This is a genomic window from Mesobacillus persicus, assembly GCF_900109925.1.
GTDB classification, from domain to species: domain Bacteria; phylum Bacillota; class Bacilli; order Bacillales; family Cytobacillaceae; genus Mesobacillus_B; species Mesobacillus_B persicus.
This window is the reverse complement of the sequence record NZ_FOBW01000030.1, coordinates 1-17,726: the sequence shown is the minus strand read 5'-3', so window position 1 is coordinate 17,726 and position 17,726 is coordinate 1. Positions and strand designations below refer to the sequence as shown.

Sequence of the window (17,726 nt, the reverse complement as noted above, 5' to 3'; positions counted from 1 at the left end):
TGATCAGGTTGATAGGTCAGAGGTGGAAGCGCGGTAACGTGTGGAGCTGACTGATACTAATCGATCGAGGACTTAACCTTATAAAGTTAAGAATTGATATGAATGACTTTACCTTCTGATTACATTATCTAGTTTTGAGGGAACAAAATTTTTTGCGACAGCAAAATAATTATCCCTAATTTAATAGTCTGGTGGCGATAGCGAGAAGGTCACACCCGTTCCCATGCCGAACACGGAAGTTAAGCTTCTCAGCGCCGATGGTAGTTGGGGGTTTCCCCCTGTGAGAGTAGGACGTTGCCAGGCACTTTAAAAACAACCAAAGTTTTGGTTGTTTTTTTGTTGTGTCCGTCAGGATAAATTCCTAGAATACCCTGAGTGAAGTGCAGAAACCAGAGGGTTGTCAGGACCAAGGAGGTCGGAGGTGAAGGATTGAAGCCCGGAACGTACGATGTACGTGAGGACTGGAAAGCCTGAAGCTGACGAAGAGATCCACCGATCATGGCAGTCCCAAGCCGAACATGGAAGTTAAGCTTAGACGCCGATGTACCCCCTTTGAGAGTAGGAAGTTGCAGGCAAAGTGAAAGGACAGCTGATTAAGAGTAATAGGTTCGAATTTCGAATACAAAAACTAAATTAACACACCAATTATCAATCCTGTTCGCAACTGAATTAGACATCTTCTTTCTTAATTAATATATTTAGGGTTTAATAAAATAAATGGCTTATCCCCCTGAATTTCGAACCCCCTTTATCATGGTGTCATAAGTTTTCGTTGGCATGAAAATTCGCTTGCTAATTGGTGTGCTACAAATGGGGAGATGCCTGTCTGAGAGGCAGAAGAATGAAGCAAATCTTCCTTCTTATCTTTAATTGAGACCTCTGACTGTTTAAATAAGGGGAGTTTTTACCGTTAATCTTTAGAATAGGGCTAGGTTCGGAGGAAATAAGGGGAGTTTTTCCCGTTAAGGCAAAGCAAACTGGTTCATTTTCGTGGTTTTGGAGTAAATAGGGGGAATCTTTCCCTCTATTTACTCCATGTTTCTTGTTTTTTTCATAATAAGAGGAATTTCTCCCCTTAACTAGTGGCTTACTTGAAGGCCATTCTTGAAGATCTGGAAATCGCTAACTGGTGCTTATCTGGGGATAAAAATGCTTGGAGTATCTATCGCCAAGCATTTTTTTCTGTTCCCCCACTCGAAATCAGCATAATTTAATTCAAGTACTAGCAGTATATCACCTGTTATCTTTGGTAATGGAACCAATAGTGATTTTAATAATGACAAATCCCAGCGTTCCCGAATATTTAGGTTTAATCTAAAATCACTCTATGGTTGGATAAAGCACTATACTGCCTAGAGAAGGATAAAGTCATTCATGTGAGCCAACCACCTTATTGCTCATTCACTACTTCCCCTCCAAATACCGATAAATTAGATATGGTCCTTTTTGTAATGTAGTGCCAAGAAAGGACTCGATAAAGGGATAATCTTCATTCGGCATCATTTTTATTAATTCGCTCCACCAGTCAATCTCATAACGAGCAATCATCCCTAGGTTATAGAGAAGTAAATAGTGAAGCATCAACTCAGGCATCATGTATAATTCTCCTCTGTTTAATGGAAGGGAAAAATGGCTGTCGGCATAATTATATTTCAATGGAGTCGGTTCAATAGCTTCAGCATGGTCCATTTTAAACACAAGGTGATTTTCACTTTGCTCTTGAAAGTTTAGTGGCATCACGGCTTTATTCCCCAAATAGTCCTTAAAACGATTATCTGTCATATGATAGATATCTAAAATGTTTTTAGAGAGAAAGAAATCCCCGTTTTGTTCATCAATTTTTAAAAAGGTTGGCCTCCCAGTTAACTTCGAAAAATGAAAGGATAATTCCGGGATAAACTGGAGAATCTCCCCCATTTTGATTTTTTCACCTTCCAATTGTTTCATGTGAAACAATTTCTCTGCCATTAATGGAAACAGTCCATGCTTCTGTAATTTAACCTCATCGTCCATAAATGAATATTGTTGTTTCTTTCGCTTACGAGTGGTTAAGCCATGGGCAAGAACAGAGGTTGTTTCAGGGTAATTAGGGTTAACCGTTAAAATGCACGCCTTAACTAGGTGAACCAATCCATAAAAAAGGAGAATCGGTTGGATATGAATGGGGGAAACCGCTGCTTGCTGATAATAGATTTTCCCATGCTCAAGATAGTATATAAATGGATAGCAATTTTCAAAACTTTTTTGGTCAGCGTTATCTAAATGTAGCCGCTGATAACATTTTTTCAAAAAATCACGGGAGTAGTCAGCCGAATAGTATAATGAAAAGCTAGTCCAGCCTTTGTATTGAAAAGCCACAAATAAAACCTCCAAGTATTATCAGAAAAATCAAACATCCACAATCTTCCTTGACAGTATTTTGTCCAATTGATAACCTACTAATAATATTTTGTTCTAAAGGGGGTTTATTTACGATGTGGGAAAGCAAGTTTTTAAAAGAAGGATTAACATTTGATGATGTTCTACTTGTACCTGCGAAGTCAGAGGTTTTACCAAAGGATGTAAAGCTTGATGTCAGTATGACTGAGAAAATCAAGCTAAATATTCCTATTATAAGTGCTGGCATGGACACGGTAACGGAAGCTGAAATGGCCATAAGTATGGCAAGGCAGGGTGGTTTAGGAATTATCCATAAGAACATGTCAGTAGAACAGCAGGCTGAACAGGTAGATAAGGTAAAAAGGTCTGAAAGTGGTGTTATCACAGATCCTTTCTATTTAACCCCAGAGCACCAGGTATTTGACGCAGAACATTTAATGGGGAAGTATCGCATTTCTGGTGTTCCGATTGTGAACAATGTGGACGAACGAAAATTGGTTGGAATTTTAACGAACCGAGACTTGCGCTTCATTCAAGATTACTCAATTTCTATTTATGATGTTATGACGAAGGAGAATTTGGTAACGGCTCCTGTGGGTACAACGTTACAAGAAGCTGAAAAGATCCTCCAACGATATAAAATTGAAAAACTCCCACTCGTAAATGAAGACGGAATCTTAAAAGGGCTTATTACGATAAAGGATATCGAAAAGGTCATTGAATTTCCTAATTCCTCAAAGGATGAACAGGGGCGCCTCCTAGTTGGTGCAGCTGTAGGCGTTACGGCAGATACAATGATAAGGGTTGAGAGGCTTGTAAAAGCCAACGTAGATGCTATTGTCGTCGATACAGCCCATGGGCATTCTAAAGGTGTGCTTGAGACAGTGAAGCATATTCGCCAAGTCTATCCAAACCTTGCTATCATTGCCGGGAATGTCGCAACGGCTGAAGGAACGAGGGATTTGATTGAAGCAGGGGCAGATATTGTTAAGGTCGGTATTGGACCTGGTTCAATCTGTACGACAAGAGTAGTGGCTGGGGTTGGTGTGCCACAAATAACAGCTGTATATGATTGTGCTACAGAAGCTAGGAAACATGGTAAAACCATTATTGCTGATGGTGGAATTAAATTCTCTGGTGATATCGTAAAGGCTCTAGCTTCTGGTGGACACGCTGTTATGCTCGGAAGCATGCTCGCAGGCACATCCGAGAGTCCTGGCGACACAGAGATATTTCAGGGAAGACGGTTTAAGGTGTATCGAGGAATGGGATCCGTTAGTGCAATGGAGAAAGGGTCTAAAGACCGTTATTTCCAGGAAGAGAATAAAAAGTTTGTTCCGGAAGGGATTGAAGGTAGGGTAGCCTATAAAGGTCCACTTGCTGATACGATTTATCAGCTGATTGGTGGTTTAAAGTCAGGTATGGGTTACTGTGGAGCGGCTAATCTTCATGAGCTGAGAGAGAACAGTCAGTTCATCAAAATGACTGGTGCAGGGTTAAGGGAAAGCCATCCACATGATGTTCAGATTACCAAGGAAGCACCTAACTATTCCACAAGCTGAGTCTATATTCCTAGAGAATAATCTTGATTATTTTTTTGCAAACAGGCAGTGTTACTCTGTCTGTTTTTTTGATTTTTTTTATGGTAAACTAAACGGGTGTGTTTTTAAAGGGGTCAATCTAGTAACATACCAATAGATTTATTTAAATGAGCTGGAGGGAAATTTGCTTTGAATCGTTACAAACAGTTATCCATTTTTGTTGTCGTGTTTCTTTTAAGTTTGACCACGTTACTTTCAGGTTTTGTACAAAATGTAAACGCAGCGGAGGATGAGCTTGGCTTAAGTGCTGAGGCGGCCATACTCTTAGATGCAGATACAGGCAAGATTTTATATGAGAAAAATGCTGATGTTGTCCTTGGAGTTGCTTCCATGGCTAAAATGATGACCGAGTATCTTGTGCTTGAAGCCATTCATGATGGAAAGATTACTTGGGATCAACCGGTAAGAATCAATGAATATGTTCATCGCTTATCAGCGGCCCCTGGGCTATCCAACGTAGGCTTGACTCAAGGTGAGGATTACACAGTGGAAGAGCTGTATCAGGCAATGGCAATTCATTCTGGAAATGCAGCGACCGTTGCACTTGCCGAGCTCATTGGAGGAACAGAGAAGAACTTTGTTGAATTGATGAATGCAAAGGCCGAGGAACTTAATCTTCAAGATTATAAGTTTGTAAATTCTTCAGGACTTAATAATAGTTCATTATTAGGAAATCATCCTGCTGGAGCACCAGATGAGGAAAATGTGATGTCCGCTCGAGCAACTGCGCGACTTGCTTATCGACTATTGACCGATTATCCGGAAGTACTAGATACAGCTAGCCAACCAAGGTTACCTTTTAGAGATGGAAAGACGTACGATAATTTCAACTTCATGTTGCCTACGTTAATTCATGAGTACCCAGGGATTGATGGCTTAAAGACTGGCTCAACAAACTTTGCAGGATATGGCTTTACGGCTACGGCTAAAAGAGGAGACCAGAGATTTATTTCGGTAGTAATGAAGGCTGAAACGAGGGATATTCGTTTCTCCGAAACAGCAAAAATCATGAATTACGCTTTTAGTAACTTTAAAAAAGAACAGCTTTTCGATGAAAACTATCAGATTAAAGGGAAAGAAACTGTACCGGTTACTAAAGGAAAAGAAGACCAAGTCCAGATTCAAACAGAGGAAGAACTTGCATTAACAATCAAAAATGGTGAGAAAGAGGCCTATAAGCCTAAGCTTGTTCTTGATAAAGAGAAACTGAATGAAGATGGCGAACTAACTGCTCCAATTGAAAAGGGCGAAACCATTGGTTATGTAACAGTTGAACATGAAAATGGAGAAGATATTCGTTTCTTAACGCAAGATGGTCATAAGCAGATTCAAATTCCTGTAACAGCTGCCGAAAGTGTCGAAAAGGCAAATTGGTTTGTTTTATCGATGAGAGGAATTGGTGGGTTCTTTGGTGACTTGTTTAGTACGGTTGCCTCTACTGTTAAAGGATTATTCTAAAATAGGCTGTTGATTTCTGCTGCTGGCACTTCGCTTTAATTGACGCTATGCTTTACCGTAATCCCCAAAAGTAAAAATAGGTAGACAGACTATTTCGTCTACCTCGACTTAATTAACTGGTTTCCTGTTGACAGGAGGCCTTTTTTGTTGTTTTATTTCAATTAAGGGAAATTTCTAAATCCGATTTATATTATGGGTTTTTTCCTCTAAAATAAGAAGGTAAATGAAAATTGCTATAGAAACTGGAGGAAAAGAAGAATGAAAACAGGTACAGATCGCGTAAAACGAGGAATGGCCGAAATGCAAAAGGGCGGCGTCATCATGGATGTAATCAATGCAGAGCAGGCTAAAATTGCTGAGGAGGCAGGCGCAGTAGCTGTTATGGCACTGGAACGAGTTCCTTCCGATATCCGTGCTGCTGGTGGAGTAGCGAGAATGGCTGATCCAACCATTATGGAGGAAGTAATGGCAGCTGTTTCAATTCCAGTTATGGCGAAGGCAAGAATTGGCCATATTGTCGAAGCAAGAATTCTTGAAGCAATGGGTGTGGATTACATTGATGAAAGTGAAGTATTAACACCTGCTGATGAAGAGTATCACCTTCTAAAGAGTGAATATACAGTTCCATTTGTGTGCGGTTGCCGTGACCTTGGAGAGGCAGCAAGACGTATTGGTGAGGGAGCAGCAATGCTTCGTACAAAGGGAGAGCCTGGTACAGGGAATATCGTTGAAGCCGTTCGTCATATGCGTCAAGTCAATGCACAGGTTCGTAAATTGATCACAATGGACGATGCTGAGATTATGACAGAAGCTAAGCTTCTCGGAGCCCCTTTCGAAGTACTAATGGAAATCAAGCGTCTTGGACGTCTTCCGGTGGTTAACTTTGCAGCCGGCGGCGTTGCAACCCCTGCAGATGCTGCATTGATGATGCAGTTAGGTGCAGACGGCGTATTTGTAGGTTCTGGTATTTTCAAATCAGAAAATCCAGCTAAATTTGCTCGTGCAATTGTGGAAGCAACAACTCACTATCAGGATTATGAATTGATTGCTTCACTGTCTAAAGGCCTTGGGTCAGCTATGAAAGGAATTGAGATTTCCTCCCTAGCTCCTGAAGCTCGTATGCAGGACCGTGGGTGGTAGGAGTTACTATGGTTAAGGTTGGTGTACTAGGCTTACAAGGAGCAGTAAGGGAGCATGTTCGTGCTGTTGAAGCTAGTGGTGCTGAGGCCTATGTTATTAAGTGGCCTGAGGAGTTAAAAGAAATGGACGGGCTCATCATTCCTGGTGGTGAGAGCACAACCATGAGAAAACTAATCGATAAGTATCACTTCATGCCTGAATTAAAACAGTTTGCTACTGAAGGCAAACCAATATTCGGTACATGTGCTGGTCTAATCTTATTGGCTAAAGAGGTTGTTGGTTACGAAGAACCGCATATTGGGGTTATGGATGTAAGAGTGGAGCGTAACTCATTTGGACGTCAGCGCGAGAGCTTTGAGGCAGACCTTGATATTAACGGAGTGGCTGAGGACTTTTCAGCAGTGTTTATTCGAGCACCTCATATTGTTGAGGCCGGAGAAAACGTTGAGGTGTTAGCCAAGCACAATGGGCGAATTGTCGCTGCTCGTGAAGGACAGTTCTTGGGCTGCTCCTTCCATCCAGAATTAACGGAAGACCATCGTCTCACACAATTCTTTGTGAAAATGGTTGCTGAGACGAAGGAAAAAACGACTGTATAATAGAGTTGCAAGCTGGTCATAATTATAGTAAATTTGAAATAATAAATCCTGATAATGAACAAAGCAGTGACAGGAACTAGTAACTTGACTTCATTTCTGTAGAGAGCCGGTGGTTGCTGAAAACCGGTGGGTGAGTCTAGTGAATCCATCCTCGAGCAAAGCATGGAACGCGCGTTTTGCGCAAGTAAATGCTTTCGGCAAAAGACCGTTATCTTTTTAAGAGGAAAGTGTTATTTGCTTTCAATCAGGGTGGCAACGCGGGTAAACTCTCGTCCCTTTTCCAGGGGACGGGAGTTTTTTGTGTTTTTTTAGCGTTTCGCCAAATTAATAAAGAAAAGGCTCTGTTTTTTAAACGTTGATTGGAGCGGAAGGCGCTTGACTCCTCGAAAATGAAGTACGCATTTTCTCGTGCGTGGGTAGATTTGAGGATGCGGAAAGCAGCGACTGGAGCGGAAATCAACATACATATTTAAAGAGCTAAAAAAGGAGGATATTAAACATGCTTGATGTAAAGTATTTAAGAGCCAATTTTGAAGAGGTAAAACAAAAGCTACAACATCGCGGCGAGGATTTAACCGACTTCGGTAAATTCGAAGAACTAGATGTTAGACGTAGAGAGTTGCTAATCGAAACAGAAACACTCAAAGGTAAACGTAATGAGGTATCTCAACAAATTGCTGTTCTAAAAAAGGAAAAAAAGGATGCTGACCAGCTGATCATAGAAATGCGTGAAGTTGGAGAAAAGATTAAAACGATTGATGAGGAATTAAGAGGGGTTGAAGAGGAACTAGATAATCTCCTAATGAGCATTCCGAACATTCCTCATGAAAGTGTTCCTGTTGGTGAAACAGAAGATGATAATGTTGAGGTCCGCACATGGGGAGAACTCCCTGAGTTTGCTTATGAGCCGAAGCCGCACTGGGATATCGCTGATCACCTAAAAATCATCGATTTTGAACGCGCAGGAAAGGTGACGGGAAGCCGTTTTGCTTTTTATAAAGGATTAGGTGCCCGTTTGGAGCGTGCGTTAATTAGTTTTATGATGGACCTACATGCGGATGAACATGGTTATCAGGAAGTACTTCCACCTTATATGGTGAACCGTGCAAGCATGACTGGTACCGGCCAATTACCGAAGTTTGAAGAAGATGCATTCAAAGTTGCAGATACTGATTATTTCTTGATCCCAACTTCAGAGGTTCCGGTTACGAATCTTCATCGTGATGAAATCTTAACCAATGACCAGCTTCCTATGAAGTATGTGGCGTACAGTGCTAACTTCCGTTCTGAAGCAGGCTCTGCAGGTCGTGATACACGGGGATTAATTCGCCAACACCAATTTAACAAGGTTGAGCTTGTAAAATTTGTTCGACCTGAAGACTCTTATGCTGAGTTGGAGGCATTGACAAACAATGCGGAGAAGGTCCTTCAGCTATTAGGGCTACCGTACCGCGTGCTAAGTATGTGTACCGCTGACCTCGGCTTCACGGCAGCAAAAAAATATGATATTGAAGTATGGATTCCAAGCTATGGAACGTATCGTGAAATTTCTTCTTGTAGTAATTTTGAAGCCTTCCAGGCAAGACGGGCAAATATCCGTTTCCGCCGTGAAGCAAAAGGGAAGCCAGAGCATGTTCACACATTAAATGGTTCAGGCCTTGCGGTCGGCCGCACGGTTGCTGCTATCCTTGAAAATTACCAGCAGGAAGATGGAAGTGTTGTTATTCCTGAAGCATTACGACCTTATATGAGAAATGTTGAAGTCATCAAGCCACAAAATTAAGCTTCATTCTGGGCGGAAAATTCCGCCCAAGATTTTTTTGTTAATTCTATTGACACTAGTTATACAATGTGATAAATTATTTTATGTCGATACGGAGGAATACCCAAGTCCGGCTGAAGGGATCGGTCTTGAAAACCGACAGGCGGGTCATACCGCGCAGGGGTTCGAATCCCCTTTCCTCCTCCATTTTATTGAATTTAATATTTGCGCATAAATATTGGAGATTCATATTCGAAGAAACCTGTTACCTAACCGTAGCAGGTTTTTTTACGTTCTTTTTGTTAATATAACGTTTAGAGATTGATCAGATTAGAAAAGTTTTTATTATAGCAAACTGTTGCAAACAGTCAAATTTACTTCCGGCAGTTTGTAGACAAAAGGGGTTTGACTTCAGATAAGCCCAGAAACAAATTTAAGAAAATCTGTTGATTGGAGCGGAAGGCACGCAGACTCCTCGAAAATGAAATACGCATTTTCTCGTGCGTGGGCATATTCGAGGAAGCCAATCAGTGTCCTGCGGGAGTGCAAGGCCAAGGGAGACCCCACAGGAGCGGAGCGACGAGGAGGCTCCCGGACTGCCCGCGGAAAGCGAAGTGCCTGGAGCGGAAATCAACAGACTAGTTTAAACAGCTAAAATAATAAAAGACCAGTCAATTTGACTGGTCCTTAGGTTATTTTTTTAACAATTGTGTTTGATGAATAAATGATCCAATTCGTTCAATAATCGGTTCAACGGATGTTTGGTCAGCCATAATATCATAATCCTTGATATTTAAGCGGAGGACCGGACAAGAGTTAAAGCTGTTGATCCAATTTTCATAGCGTTCGTGCATTTCTTGCCAATAAGCAATTGGTGTTTGTTGTTCCATTGGTCGTCCACGCAAGCGAATGCGTTCTAAGATATCCTCAATGCTACCCTCTAGATAAATCAGCAAGTCAGGGTGTGGGAAATAGGGGGTCATGACCATGGCATCAAACAAGCTTTTATAGGTTTCATAATCAACTGGGGACATTGTTCCTTTTTCATAATGCATCTTTGCAAAAATCCCGGTATCTTCATAGATGGAACGATCCTGAATAAATCCACCGCCATATTCAAAAATCCGTTTTTGCTCTTTAAAGCGTTCAGCAAGGAAATATACTTGAAGGTGAAAACTCCAGCGGTCAAAGTCAGCATAGAATTTATCCAAATATGGATTTGTATCCACTTTTTCAAAGGAGGTTCTAAATTGCAGGGCATCAGCCAAAGCGTTTGTCATCGTCGACTTCCCAACTCCGACTGTTCCCGCGATGGTAATGACGGCATTATGAGGAATATCATATTTCATACGTAAATTCATTGTTGTACGCTCCTTTTAGTTAACGATGCTGAAAGCTCGGTGATGATGGTTTGTAGGTCTGTTTCATTTTTAACAAAATCGAATTGATCGCCATTAAAACGTAAGACAGGGATATGTGGATACTCGACTTCAAAACGATTCATCGCCTCTTCATAATCAAGGGACAGTTGTTGCAGGTAGGCTGCACTAATGTTGCGTTCTACTTCACGACCGCGCATTTCGATTCGTTCTAATAACGTATCAAGGCTTGCGTGTAAGTAAATAATGACATTTGGAGTAGGTGTATCTTTTGTCAGGATATTATAGATTTTATAGTATTTATCATACTCTGCTTGATTTAATGTTCGCTGAGCAAAGATTAAATTTTTGAAAACATGATAATCTGCAACAACAGGCTGATTCTGACTGATGTAATTTTTATTAATATCCCCTAATTGCTTATAACGGTTGCACAGGAAGAACATTTCCGTTTGGAAACTCCATTCCTCGATATTGTCATAAAATTTCCCCAAAAAGGGATTCTCATCGACAATTTCCTTTAATAGAGTGTATTGAAATTTTTCAGAAATAGCTTTTGCTAATGATGTTTTGCCAACGCCTATCGGCCCTTCAACCGTGATAAAAGGTGTTTCCCCCACAGTTTGTCCTCCTTCTCTATCCGGTCATCTATATAATAATCTAGTTAACGGTTAATAAAAAAAACACAAAATTTATTTTACCATATTATCACCAGTAAAGGGCATGGAATATTTGGATGAGAGCAAACAAAAAGCTGTTTTCCTCCGTAATCAACAAAGTAAAAAAATACAAAATAAAAAAAGACAGCAACGCCGAAGCGTGTGCTGTTTTCAAAACTTATCCTTGATTTTGTTTAACAACATTAAAGTTCTCTGTTATTAAAAGCCAGTTCTGTGGGAAACTCAATCCTAATTTCCAATAGCTAATGCCCCTTAAATTCAATTCCTTAATTAAATCAAACTTCGCTTGGATTGACCGAGCATCCTCGAACCAGACTTCGTGACGTTTGCCTTCGGCATCTGTATAGTAGAAAAATGGGGCCTGTGCCTTTGTATCATACTGAATTGGAACATTATTTGTGGCCGCTAGCTGAATAGCCTGCTGTGGGCTAACTGCTTTTGCAATACTTCCTTGGACAAATGGAAGAGTCCAATCATACCCATATAAATTTTGACCCATCATAATTTTATTAGAATGCATTTCTGAAGCTGCATATTCTAAAACTTCGCGGACTGGACCAATCGGTGAAACAGCCATGGCGGGTCCGCCGCTATAACCCCATTCATAGGTCATAATCACGACAAAGTCGACAATTTCTCCATGGGCACGATAGTCATGTGCTTCATACCATGCACCTTCCTGCTCGGCACTCGTTTTAGGAGCTAGTGCAGTGGAAATTAACCAACCTTCTTGCTGGAAGCGATTCTTTGCCTTTCTCAAGAAATTATTATAGGCCTCACGATCGGCAGGCCTTAGATATTCAAAATCAAAATGGATATCACGGAAGCCTACCCGTCGAGCCGTTGCAACAATATTATCTAAGAATCGATTTTGAATCTCCATATCATTTAAAATGATGCGCCCTAGCTCATCATTAAATTGGTCATTTTCTTGATTGGTTATCACCATCATAAGCGTATTATTATTAGCTTCGGCAATTGCTGGGAAATTATTTAGTAAAGGCTCTTTTAAAGATCCATCTCGTAAGGCTTGATAACTAAATGGTGCTAGGTAAGTTAAATAGGGCGCTGCCTCCCGTGCGGCCGTTTCTAGTGCAGGTGCAACGGTGTTTCCGCGTGGTTCAACATACGCGTTTGTTTCAGTTGGAACTTTTGGCCTTTGCGGTATATAGAGTCTAAAACCAACCTGAAGGGGGCGATCGACAGGAATTCCGTTGATGCGCGCCAATTCTTGATAATTTATATTAAATCTCCTTGCAATGGAATATAAACTATCCCCCTGTTGGACCCAATAAAAACTACCTATGATAGGTATGACTACTGTTTGACCAACAACTAGATTATTCGGGTTTGGGATTTCATTTGCTTCGACGATATCTGTAACCGATGAACCGTATGTTCGAGCAATCGTCGTAAGCGAATCTCCAGGTTGAATTACATGAATTTGCATGATCTTCCCTCCTATATAGCGGGTTAAACGCTACAAACATCATATGAGGGATCAAGGTTGGCCTATGTATGAATGGTTAAAAAATTATCTACTGTACTCGTATTCGCTTTTAACACTTCGTGCATCATTGTTAATGCGTATTGATTGTCGTTATCGTCATTGGAAGCAATGCAATCCTCCGGTATAAACAAAGAATACTCCCTCATATAGGCATCATTAGCCGTAAACAAAACACAAATATTGCCGGCAATTCCCGTCAATACGAGGGTATTCACCTTTAGTTGTTGCAGGAGAGTTGTTAAGGCCGTACCATAAAAGGCAGAGTGTTTTGGTTTAATTAAAAAATAGTCGTTATCACTTGGTGCTATATTATTCAAAAGCCAATTACTTCTTTCATTTGTACAAAATCTGATGATTTTTTCTATATCTGCTCTCCATAAATTATAATGATCATTAACATAGATTACAGGCCAGTTTTTTTGATAGAAGTTCTGTTTAAGCTTTAAAATTGGAGCAGTGATTCTCGAAGCTTTTTTAGAGAGAATCTCACCATGTGTAAAATCAAAATTATTAATCATATCGATAATGAGTAATGCAGGTTTCATTTCATTATTCAATCTATATCAGCTCCTTCTCCATATTTTCTGTTCGGGAGAGGGATATTAAACATTGTCACTTTGAGAAATGAGGATTATTGATGGAAATAGCTCAAGATGTGTTTTATATGCAAGCAGCAATTGCTGAGGCGAAAAAGGCTGGAGATGCTGGTGAAGTACCAATAGGGGCTGTCATTGTTTTAGATGGGAAAATTATTGCACGTGCCCATAATCTACGTGAAACAGAACAAAGCTCGATTGCCCACGCCGAAGTACTTGCAATTCATGATGCATGCAAACAGTTAGGGACATGGAGGCTCGAAGGAGCAGAGTTGTTTGTGACGCTGGAGCCTTGTCCAATGTGTGCAGGGGCAATTATGTTATCGAGAATCAAACGAGTTGTATATGGAGCGGCTGACCCGAAAGGTGGTTGTGCTGGAACATTTATGAATTTGCTTCAGGATGATCGTTTCAATCATCAGAGTGAAGTAGTTGCTGGTGTTCTTGATGTGGAGTGTGGTTCGCTCCTTTCGCAATTCTTTCGAGAGCTTAGAGAGCGGAAGAAACAGGAGAAGCATCAACGAAATCTAGGGGAGTAAATAATTGACATTAGGTTATCCATTGCTTTTTTACTGTGAAGTTAGTATACTAATTATGCGTCACAAACGACGCAACATTTTGCCGTGCTAGTCGGGGAGGTAGCGGTGCCCTGTACCCGCAATCCGCTCTAGCGGGGATGAATCCCTTCCTGAGGCTGATTGACTGTAGGGTCTGCCTTAAGTAAGTGGTGTTGACGCCCGGGTCCTGCGCAATGGGAATCCATGAACTATGTCAGGTCCGGAAGGAAGCAGCATTAAGTGGACGCTCCCATGTGCCGCAGGGTTGCCTGGGCCGAGCTTACTGCTTAAGTAACGCTTATGGTCGTCAGTCGAAGGAAGGTGCACGGCTGTACATAAACGAATCAACCCATCTCTTAGTCGAGATGGGTTTTTATTTTATATAAATGAAATTGTGATAAAAGTCTAAGGAAGTTTCTTTGTTCGCAGATAGTTTTGTTTCTTTAGATACGTTATAATAGGTAAGATAATATACATGGAAGGGAGCGGTGTCATTGGCTTATCAAGCGTTATATCGTGTCTGGAGACCACAACAGTTTTTTGATGTAGTGGGCCAGGAACATGTCACAACGACACTACAAAATGCTCTGCTTCAAGATAAAATTTCACATGCTTACCTCTTTTCAGGCCCGCGTGGGACAGGGAAAACAAGTGCTGCAAAAATTTTAGCAAAAGCTGTGAACTGTGAGAAGGCACCAGTCAGCGAACCGTGTAATGAGTGCTCATCCTGTCAAGGGATTACCGATGGTTCAATTTCTGATGTCATTGAAATTGATGCTGCCTCCAACAATGGTGTTGAGGAAATTCGAGACATTCGTGATAAGGTAAAATATGCACCTAATTCAGTTAAGTATAAGGTATATATTGTCGATGAGGTCCATATGCTTTCGATTGGGGCTTTTAATGCGTTGTTAAAAACACTCGAAGAGCCACCGCGTCATGTTATCTTTATTCTCGCCACGACTGAACCTCATAAAATCCCACTCACCATCATTTCAAGAACGCAACGATTTGATTTTAAACGGATTACCGCAAAGGCAATTGTCGGTAGGATGAGATGGATAATTGAGGAGACAGGGCTTGATTGTGACGAGACCGCTTTACAGGTCATTGCTCGAGCCGCAGAAGGTGGAATGCGAGATGCACTCAGTCTGCTCGATCAGGCAATTTCCTTCAGTCATGATCGTGTAACGGTTGAAGATGCACTGACTGTCACTGGATCCGTTTCTCAGTCTTTTTTAAATCAGCTTGCAAGAGCCGTGAATGAGAAAAATGCAGCAATGGGATTAGAGGCACTTGAGGAATTGCTTTTTCAAGGAAAGGACCCTGCGAGATTCATTGAGGACTTTATTTATTTTTATCGGGATATGCTCCTATATAAAGCTGCCCCTTCTTTAGAAGAGTCGCTTGAAAGAGTCCTCTTAGACGAGGATTTCGTTCAGTTGGCTAAAGAAGTGGATGCAAGGGAAATTTATGATATCATCGACGGGCTGAACAAAGCGCAACAAGAGATGCGCTGGACCAATCACCCTAGAGTATTTTTAGAAGTAGCGATTGTAAAGCTTTGTCAGCTGGAAACGCCTCAAGGTATCCCCTCTGACGTCGAGCCGTTATTAAAGAGATTAGAGCAGCTTGAAGAGAAGCTTGCTCAGTTTGAGCAGAATCCACCTGCTGCATCAACAGCAAGTGAACAAACGGAGCAGAAAAAGCCGCAGCGGGTGAATCGAAAAGGATTCCAAGCACCAGCTGGAAAAATCAACGAAGTATTAAAAGCGGCAACAAAACAAGATTTAAATGCAATAAAAAGCCGTTGGGGTGAAATGCGGGAGATGCTTGTCGGGCGTCAAATGCGTTCCCAAGCAGCTTTATTAAATGATGCCGAGCCTGTAGCTTCATCTAACGAAGCTTTAGTGATAAAATTTAAATATGAAATTCACTGCCAGATGGCAATGGAGAATCAAAGGTTTATCCAAACAATGGGATCTGTTCTCTTTGACCTAGTAGGTAAGCAATTGCAGGTCGTTGGAGTACCTGAAGAGCAATGGACAAACATAAGGGAAAAGTTTATTAGTACACAGCAACATGGTACAGCTGAAGGTACTTCTGAAACTGAAGAGGATCCACTGATTTCAGAAGCGAAAAAATTGTTTGGGGAAGAACTTATTCAAATACAAGACTAATGGAGGAATGAACAATATGCGTGGAGCGGGAAATATGCAAAATATGATGAAACAAATGCAAAAAATGCAAAAGAAAATGGCTCAAGCTCAAGAAGAGCTAGGTGAAAAAAGAATCGAAGGCTCGGCTGGCGGTGGAATGGTTACTGTTATCGTGACAGGGCATAAGGAAATCGTAGATGTGCAAATTAAACAAGAAGTCGTTGATCCGGATGATATTGATATGCTACAAGACTTAGTGTTAGCAGCTACGAACGACGCGTTGAAAAAGGCTGAAGAGCTAACGAATTCAACTATGGGACAATTCACAAAAGGGATGAACCTTCCGGGGATGTTCTAGGAGGAAAAAATAGAATGCATTATCCTGAACCAATATCAAAGCTGATTGACAGCTTTATGAAATTGCCAGGTATCGGCCCGAAAACGGCTGCTCGTCTGGCTTTTTTTATTTTAAGTATGAAGGAAGACACTGTTCTCGATTTTGCTAAGGCATTAGTCAATGCAAAACGCAATCTAAGCTATTGTACCGTATGTGGGCATATTACCGATCAGGACCCTTGCTATATTTGTGAGGATCAGCGGCGAGATCGAAAGGTTATTTGTGTAGTTCAGGATCCGAAAGATGTAATTGCAATGGAAAAAATGAAGGAATTCAGTGGTTTATATCATGTCCTGCATGGATCCATTTCACCAATGGATGGAATTGGTCCTGAAGACATCAATATCCCAGATCTATTAAAAAGACTTCAGGATGAAACGGTTGAAGAGGTCATTTTAGCAACGAATCCTAATATTGAGGGCGAAGCTACAGCAATGTATATATCGCGTCTCTTAAAACCATCGGGTATCAGAGTCACGAGAATTGCCCATGGACTCCCGGTAGGCGGAGACTTAGAGTATGCAGATGAGGTAACACTCTCAAAAGCATTAGAAGGTCGAAGAGAAGTATAAGTGCGTGTAGGAGGGGCTTGTCATGTTGTTTAGTAGAACTGGACGACTAAGGAAAGAGCATGATAAGAAGTTGATCAATCAACTCAATCAACTAAAACAAGAATGGGGCAATAAGAGGTCTCTTGTAGAAAGAAGTTTTGATGTTCCAAGGGAGTTTATTGCAGAAGCAAAACTCGCGGAAGCAAAATACTTTTTTCTTTTTAAAGAGGCGAAGGAAAGAAAAGTCTCATTAAAAGATAAATAATCATTATCAAGGTTCTTTTTTTTAAGGCTTGTTCATAAAATTTAGTACAAGTCTTAAGAGGAGGCCTAGAAATGGATCCGATTGTTGTCATTTCTATCTTTAGTGGTTTAATTTTAATCATGTTATTTATAGGTGCTCCGGTAAAGCCCTTACGCTTCATTGGCCAAGGGGTTGTTAAGATACTTATCGGAGCCTTATTCTTATTTTTCCTCAATGAGTTTGGGACGAGCTTAGGAATTTATGTTCCAATAAACCTTGTTACCGCAAGCGTATCTGGCCTTTTAGGTCTTCCTGGTGTAGCAGCATTAATCGCGATTGAAACTTGGATTATATAAGGTTTTAAAAAAACTACCATATCTTCGGTAGTTTTTTTAAATTTTGTATTGACGTTATGGTTATGTGCTGATAGTATTATACGAGTCGCTGATGACACAGTGATTTGAGATGAAAAATGTTGTTGACACAATATAAACAACATGTTATAGTTGTTAAGTCGCTTCGGTGACAACGAAAAAATTGCTCTTTGAAAACTAAACAAACAAGCGTCAACAAACAATTTTTTATCATGTCTTCTATTATGGAAGAACATGAGCCAACGTTTTATTTTATGAGCTAATCACTCTTTATTGGAGAGTTTGATCCTGGCTCAGGACGAACGCTGGCGGCGTGCCTAATACATGCAAGTCGAGCGGA

General features: G+C 40.9%; 16 protein-coding genes, 1 tRNA gene, 2 rRNA genes, 1 other RNA gene and 1 other annotated feature. Of the genes, 15 read left to right on the top strand and 5 right to left on the bottom strand.

The genetic code is table 11. The features are described from left to right. The first annotated feature begins 187 nt into the window (after positions 1-187). Positions 188-303: ribosomal RNA gene (rrf, locus tag BMX30_RS22530) — 5S ribosomal RNA — on the top strand. A 1,101-nt stretch (positions 304-1,404) separates the two neighbouring features. Here rrf and BMX30_RS22525 read toward each other — a convergent pair. Further along, a complete protein-coding gene (locus BMX30_RS22525; RefSeq protein ID WP_090750540.1) occupies positions 1,405-2,358 on the bottom strand; it encodes a YaaC family protein in 954 nt (317 codons plus the stop codon). A gap of 116 nt (positions 2,359-2,474) precedes the next feature. Between BMX30_RS22525 and guaB the strand changes: the two genes are divergently transcribed. The 6 genes from guaB (at position 2,475) to BMX30_RS22495 (ending at position 9,146) form a co-directional block, all read left to right on the top strand. Beyond that, positions 2,475-3,941: an IMP dehydrogenase gene (gene guaB, locus BMX30_RS22520; RefSeq protein WP_090750538.1), complete on the top strand. Its 1,467-nt coding sequence runs from the start codon at positions 2,475-2,477 to the stop codon at positions 3,939-3,941. Between the two features lie 168 nt (positions 3,942-4,109). Continuing rightward, positions 4,110-5,438 carry a D-alanyl-D-alanine carboxypeptidase family protein gene (locus tag BMX30_RS22515; RefSeq protein ID WP_090750536.1) on the top strand — a complete coding sequence of 443 codons (1,329 nt, stop codon included), beginning with the start codon at positions 4,110-4,112 and terminating at the stop codon, positions 5,436-5,438. Between the two features lie 258 nt (positions 5,439-5,696). Further along, positions 5,697-6,578: a pyridoxal 5'-phosphate synthase lyase subunit PdxS gene (gene pdxS, locus BMX30_RS22510; RefSeq protein WP_090750534.1), complete on the top strand. Its 882-nt coding sequence runs from the start codon at positions 5,697-5,699 to the stop codon at positions 6,576-6,578. An 8-nt stretch (positions 6,579-6,586) separates the two neighbouring features. Further along, positions 6,587-7,177: a pyridoxal 5'-phosphate synthase glutaminase subunit PdxT gene (gene pdxT / locus BMX30_RS22505; RefSeq protein ID WP_090750532.1), complete on the top strand. Its 591-nt coding sequence runs from the start codon at positions 6,587-6,589 to the stop codon at positions 7,175-7,177. A gap of 57 nt (positions 7,178-7,234) precedes the next feature. Continuing rightward, positions 7,235-7,457, top strand: a binding site (T-box leader). A 219-nt stretch (positions 7,458-7,676) separates the two neighbouring features. Beyond that, positions 7,677-8,960, top strand: a complete 1,284-nt coding sequence (serS, locus tag BMX30_RS22500; RefSeq protein WP_090750530.1) for a serine--tRNA ligase — start codon at positions 7,677-7,679, stop codon at positions 8,958-8,960. A gap of 93 nt (positions 8,961-9,053) precedes the next feature. Then, a tRNA-Ser gene (locus BMX30_RS22495) sits at positions 9,054-9,146 on the top strand. A 485-nt stretch (positions 9,147-9,631) separates the two neighbouring features. Here BMX30_RS22495 and BMX30_RS22490 read toward each other — a convergent pair. The 4 genes from BMX30_RS22490 to BMX30_RS22475 form a co-directional block, all read right to left on the bottom strand. Further along, the gene (locus BMX30_RS22490; protein WP_090750528.1) at positions 9,632-10,300 is read right to left on the bottom strand and encodes a deoxynucleoside kinase; all 669 of its coding nucleotides are present in this window, start codon (positions 10,298-10,300) and stop codon (positions 9,632-9,634) included. Further along, positions 10,297-10,938 (bottom strand): deoxynucleoside kinase, encoded by a 642-nt coding sequence (locus BMX30_RS22485; RefSeq protein WP_090750526.1) that lies wholly within the window; start codon positions 10,936-10,938, stop codon positions 10,297-10,299. Before BMX30_RS22485 ends, BMX30_RS22490 begins: the two co-directional genes overlap by 4 nt. Positions 10,939-11,155: 217 nt before the next feature. Continuing rightward, the gene (locus tag BMX30_RS22480) at positions 11,156-12,448 is read right to left on the bottom strand and encodes a glycoside hydrolase family 18 protein (RefSeq protein WP_090750524.1); all 1,293 of its coding nucleotides are present in this window, start codon (positions 12,446-12,448) and stop codon (positions 11,156-11,158) included. 62 nt (positions 12,449-12,510) lie between these two features. After that, on the bottom strand, positions 12,511-13,053 hold the full coding sequence (locus tag BMX30_RS22475) for a cysteine hydrolase family protein (RefSeq protein WP_090750542.1): 543 nt from the start codon (positions 13,051-13,053) through the stop codon (positions 12,511-12,513). Between the two features lie 92 nt (positions 13,054-13,145). Here BMX30_RS22475 and tadA point away from each other — a divergent pair, with 92 nt between their 5' ends. From tadA to BMX30_RS22435, 8 genes are all read left to right on the top strand, one after another. After that, positions 13,146-13,643, top strand: a complete 498-nt coding sequence (gene tadA / locus BMX30_RS22470; protein WP_090750522.1) for a tRNA adenosine(34) deaminase TadA — start codon at positions 13,146-13,148, stop codon at positions 13,641-13,643. 82 nt (positions 13,644-13,725) lie between these two features. Beyond that, an RNA gene (gene ffs, locus BMX30_RS22465) (signal recognition particle sRNA large type) lies at positions 13,726-13,990 on the top strand. Positions 13,991-14,155: 165 nt separating this feature from the next. Further along, entirely contained in the window at positions 14,156-15,841 is a 1,686-nt protein-coding gene (gene dnaX, locus BMX30_RS22460) for a DNA polymerase III subunit gamma/tau (RefSeq protein WP_090750520.1), read from the top strand. A gap of 16 nt (positions 15,842-15,857) precedes the next feature. Next, positions 15,858-16,178 carry a YbaB/EbfC family nucleoid-associated protein gene (locus BMX30_RS22455; protein ID WP_244532697.1) on the top strand — a complete coding sequence of 107 codons (321 nt, stop codon included), beginning with the start codon at positions 15,858-15,860 and terminating at the stop codon, positions 16,176-16,178. Positions 16,179-16,192: 14 nt separating this feature from the next. Beyond that, positions 16,193-16,789, top strand: coding sequence for a recombination mediator RecR (recR, locus tag BMX30_RS22450; RefSeq protein ID WP_090750516.1), 597 nt, complete (start codon positions 16,193-16,195; stop codon positions 16,787-16,789). Between the two features lie 22 nt (positions 16,790-16,811). Beyond that, a complete protein-coding gene (locus tag BMX30_RS22445; protein WP_090750514.1) occupies positions 16,812-17,033 on the top strand; it encodes a YaaL family protein in 222 nt (73 codons plus the stop codon). A gap of 71 nt (positions 17,034-17,104) precedes the next feature. Further along, the gene (locus BMX30_RS22440) at positions 17,105-17,368 is read left to right on the top strand and encodes a pro-sigmaK processing inhibitor BofA family protein (protein WP_090750511.1); all 264 of its coding nucleotides are present in this window, start codon (positions 17,105-17,107) and stop codon (positions 17,366-17,368) included. A gap of 288 nt (positions 17,369-17,656) precedes the next feature. Beyond that, positions 17,657-17,726: ribosomal RNA gene (locus tag BMX30_RS22435) — 16S ribosomal RNA — on the top strand; the annotation flags it as partial.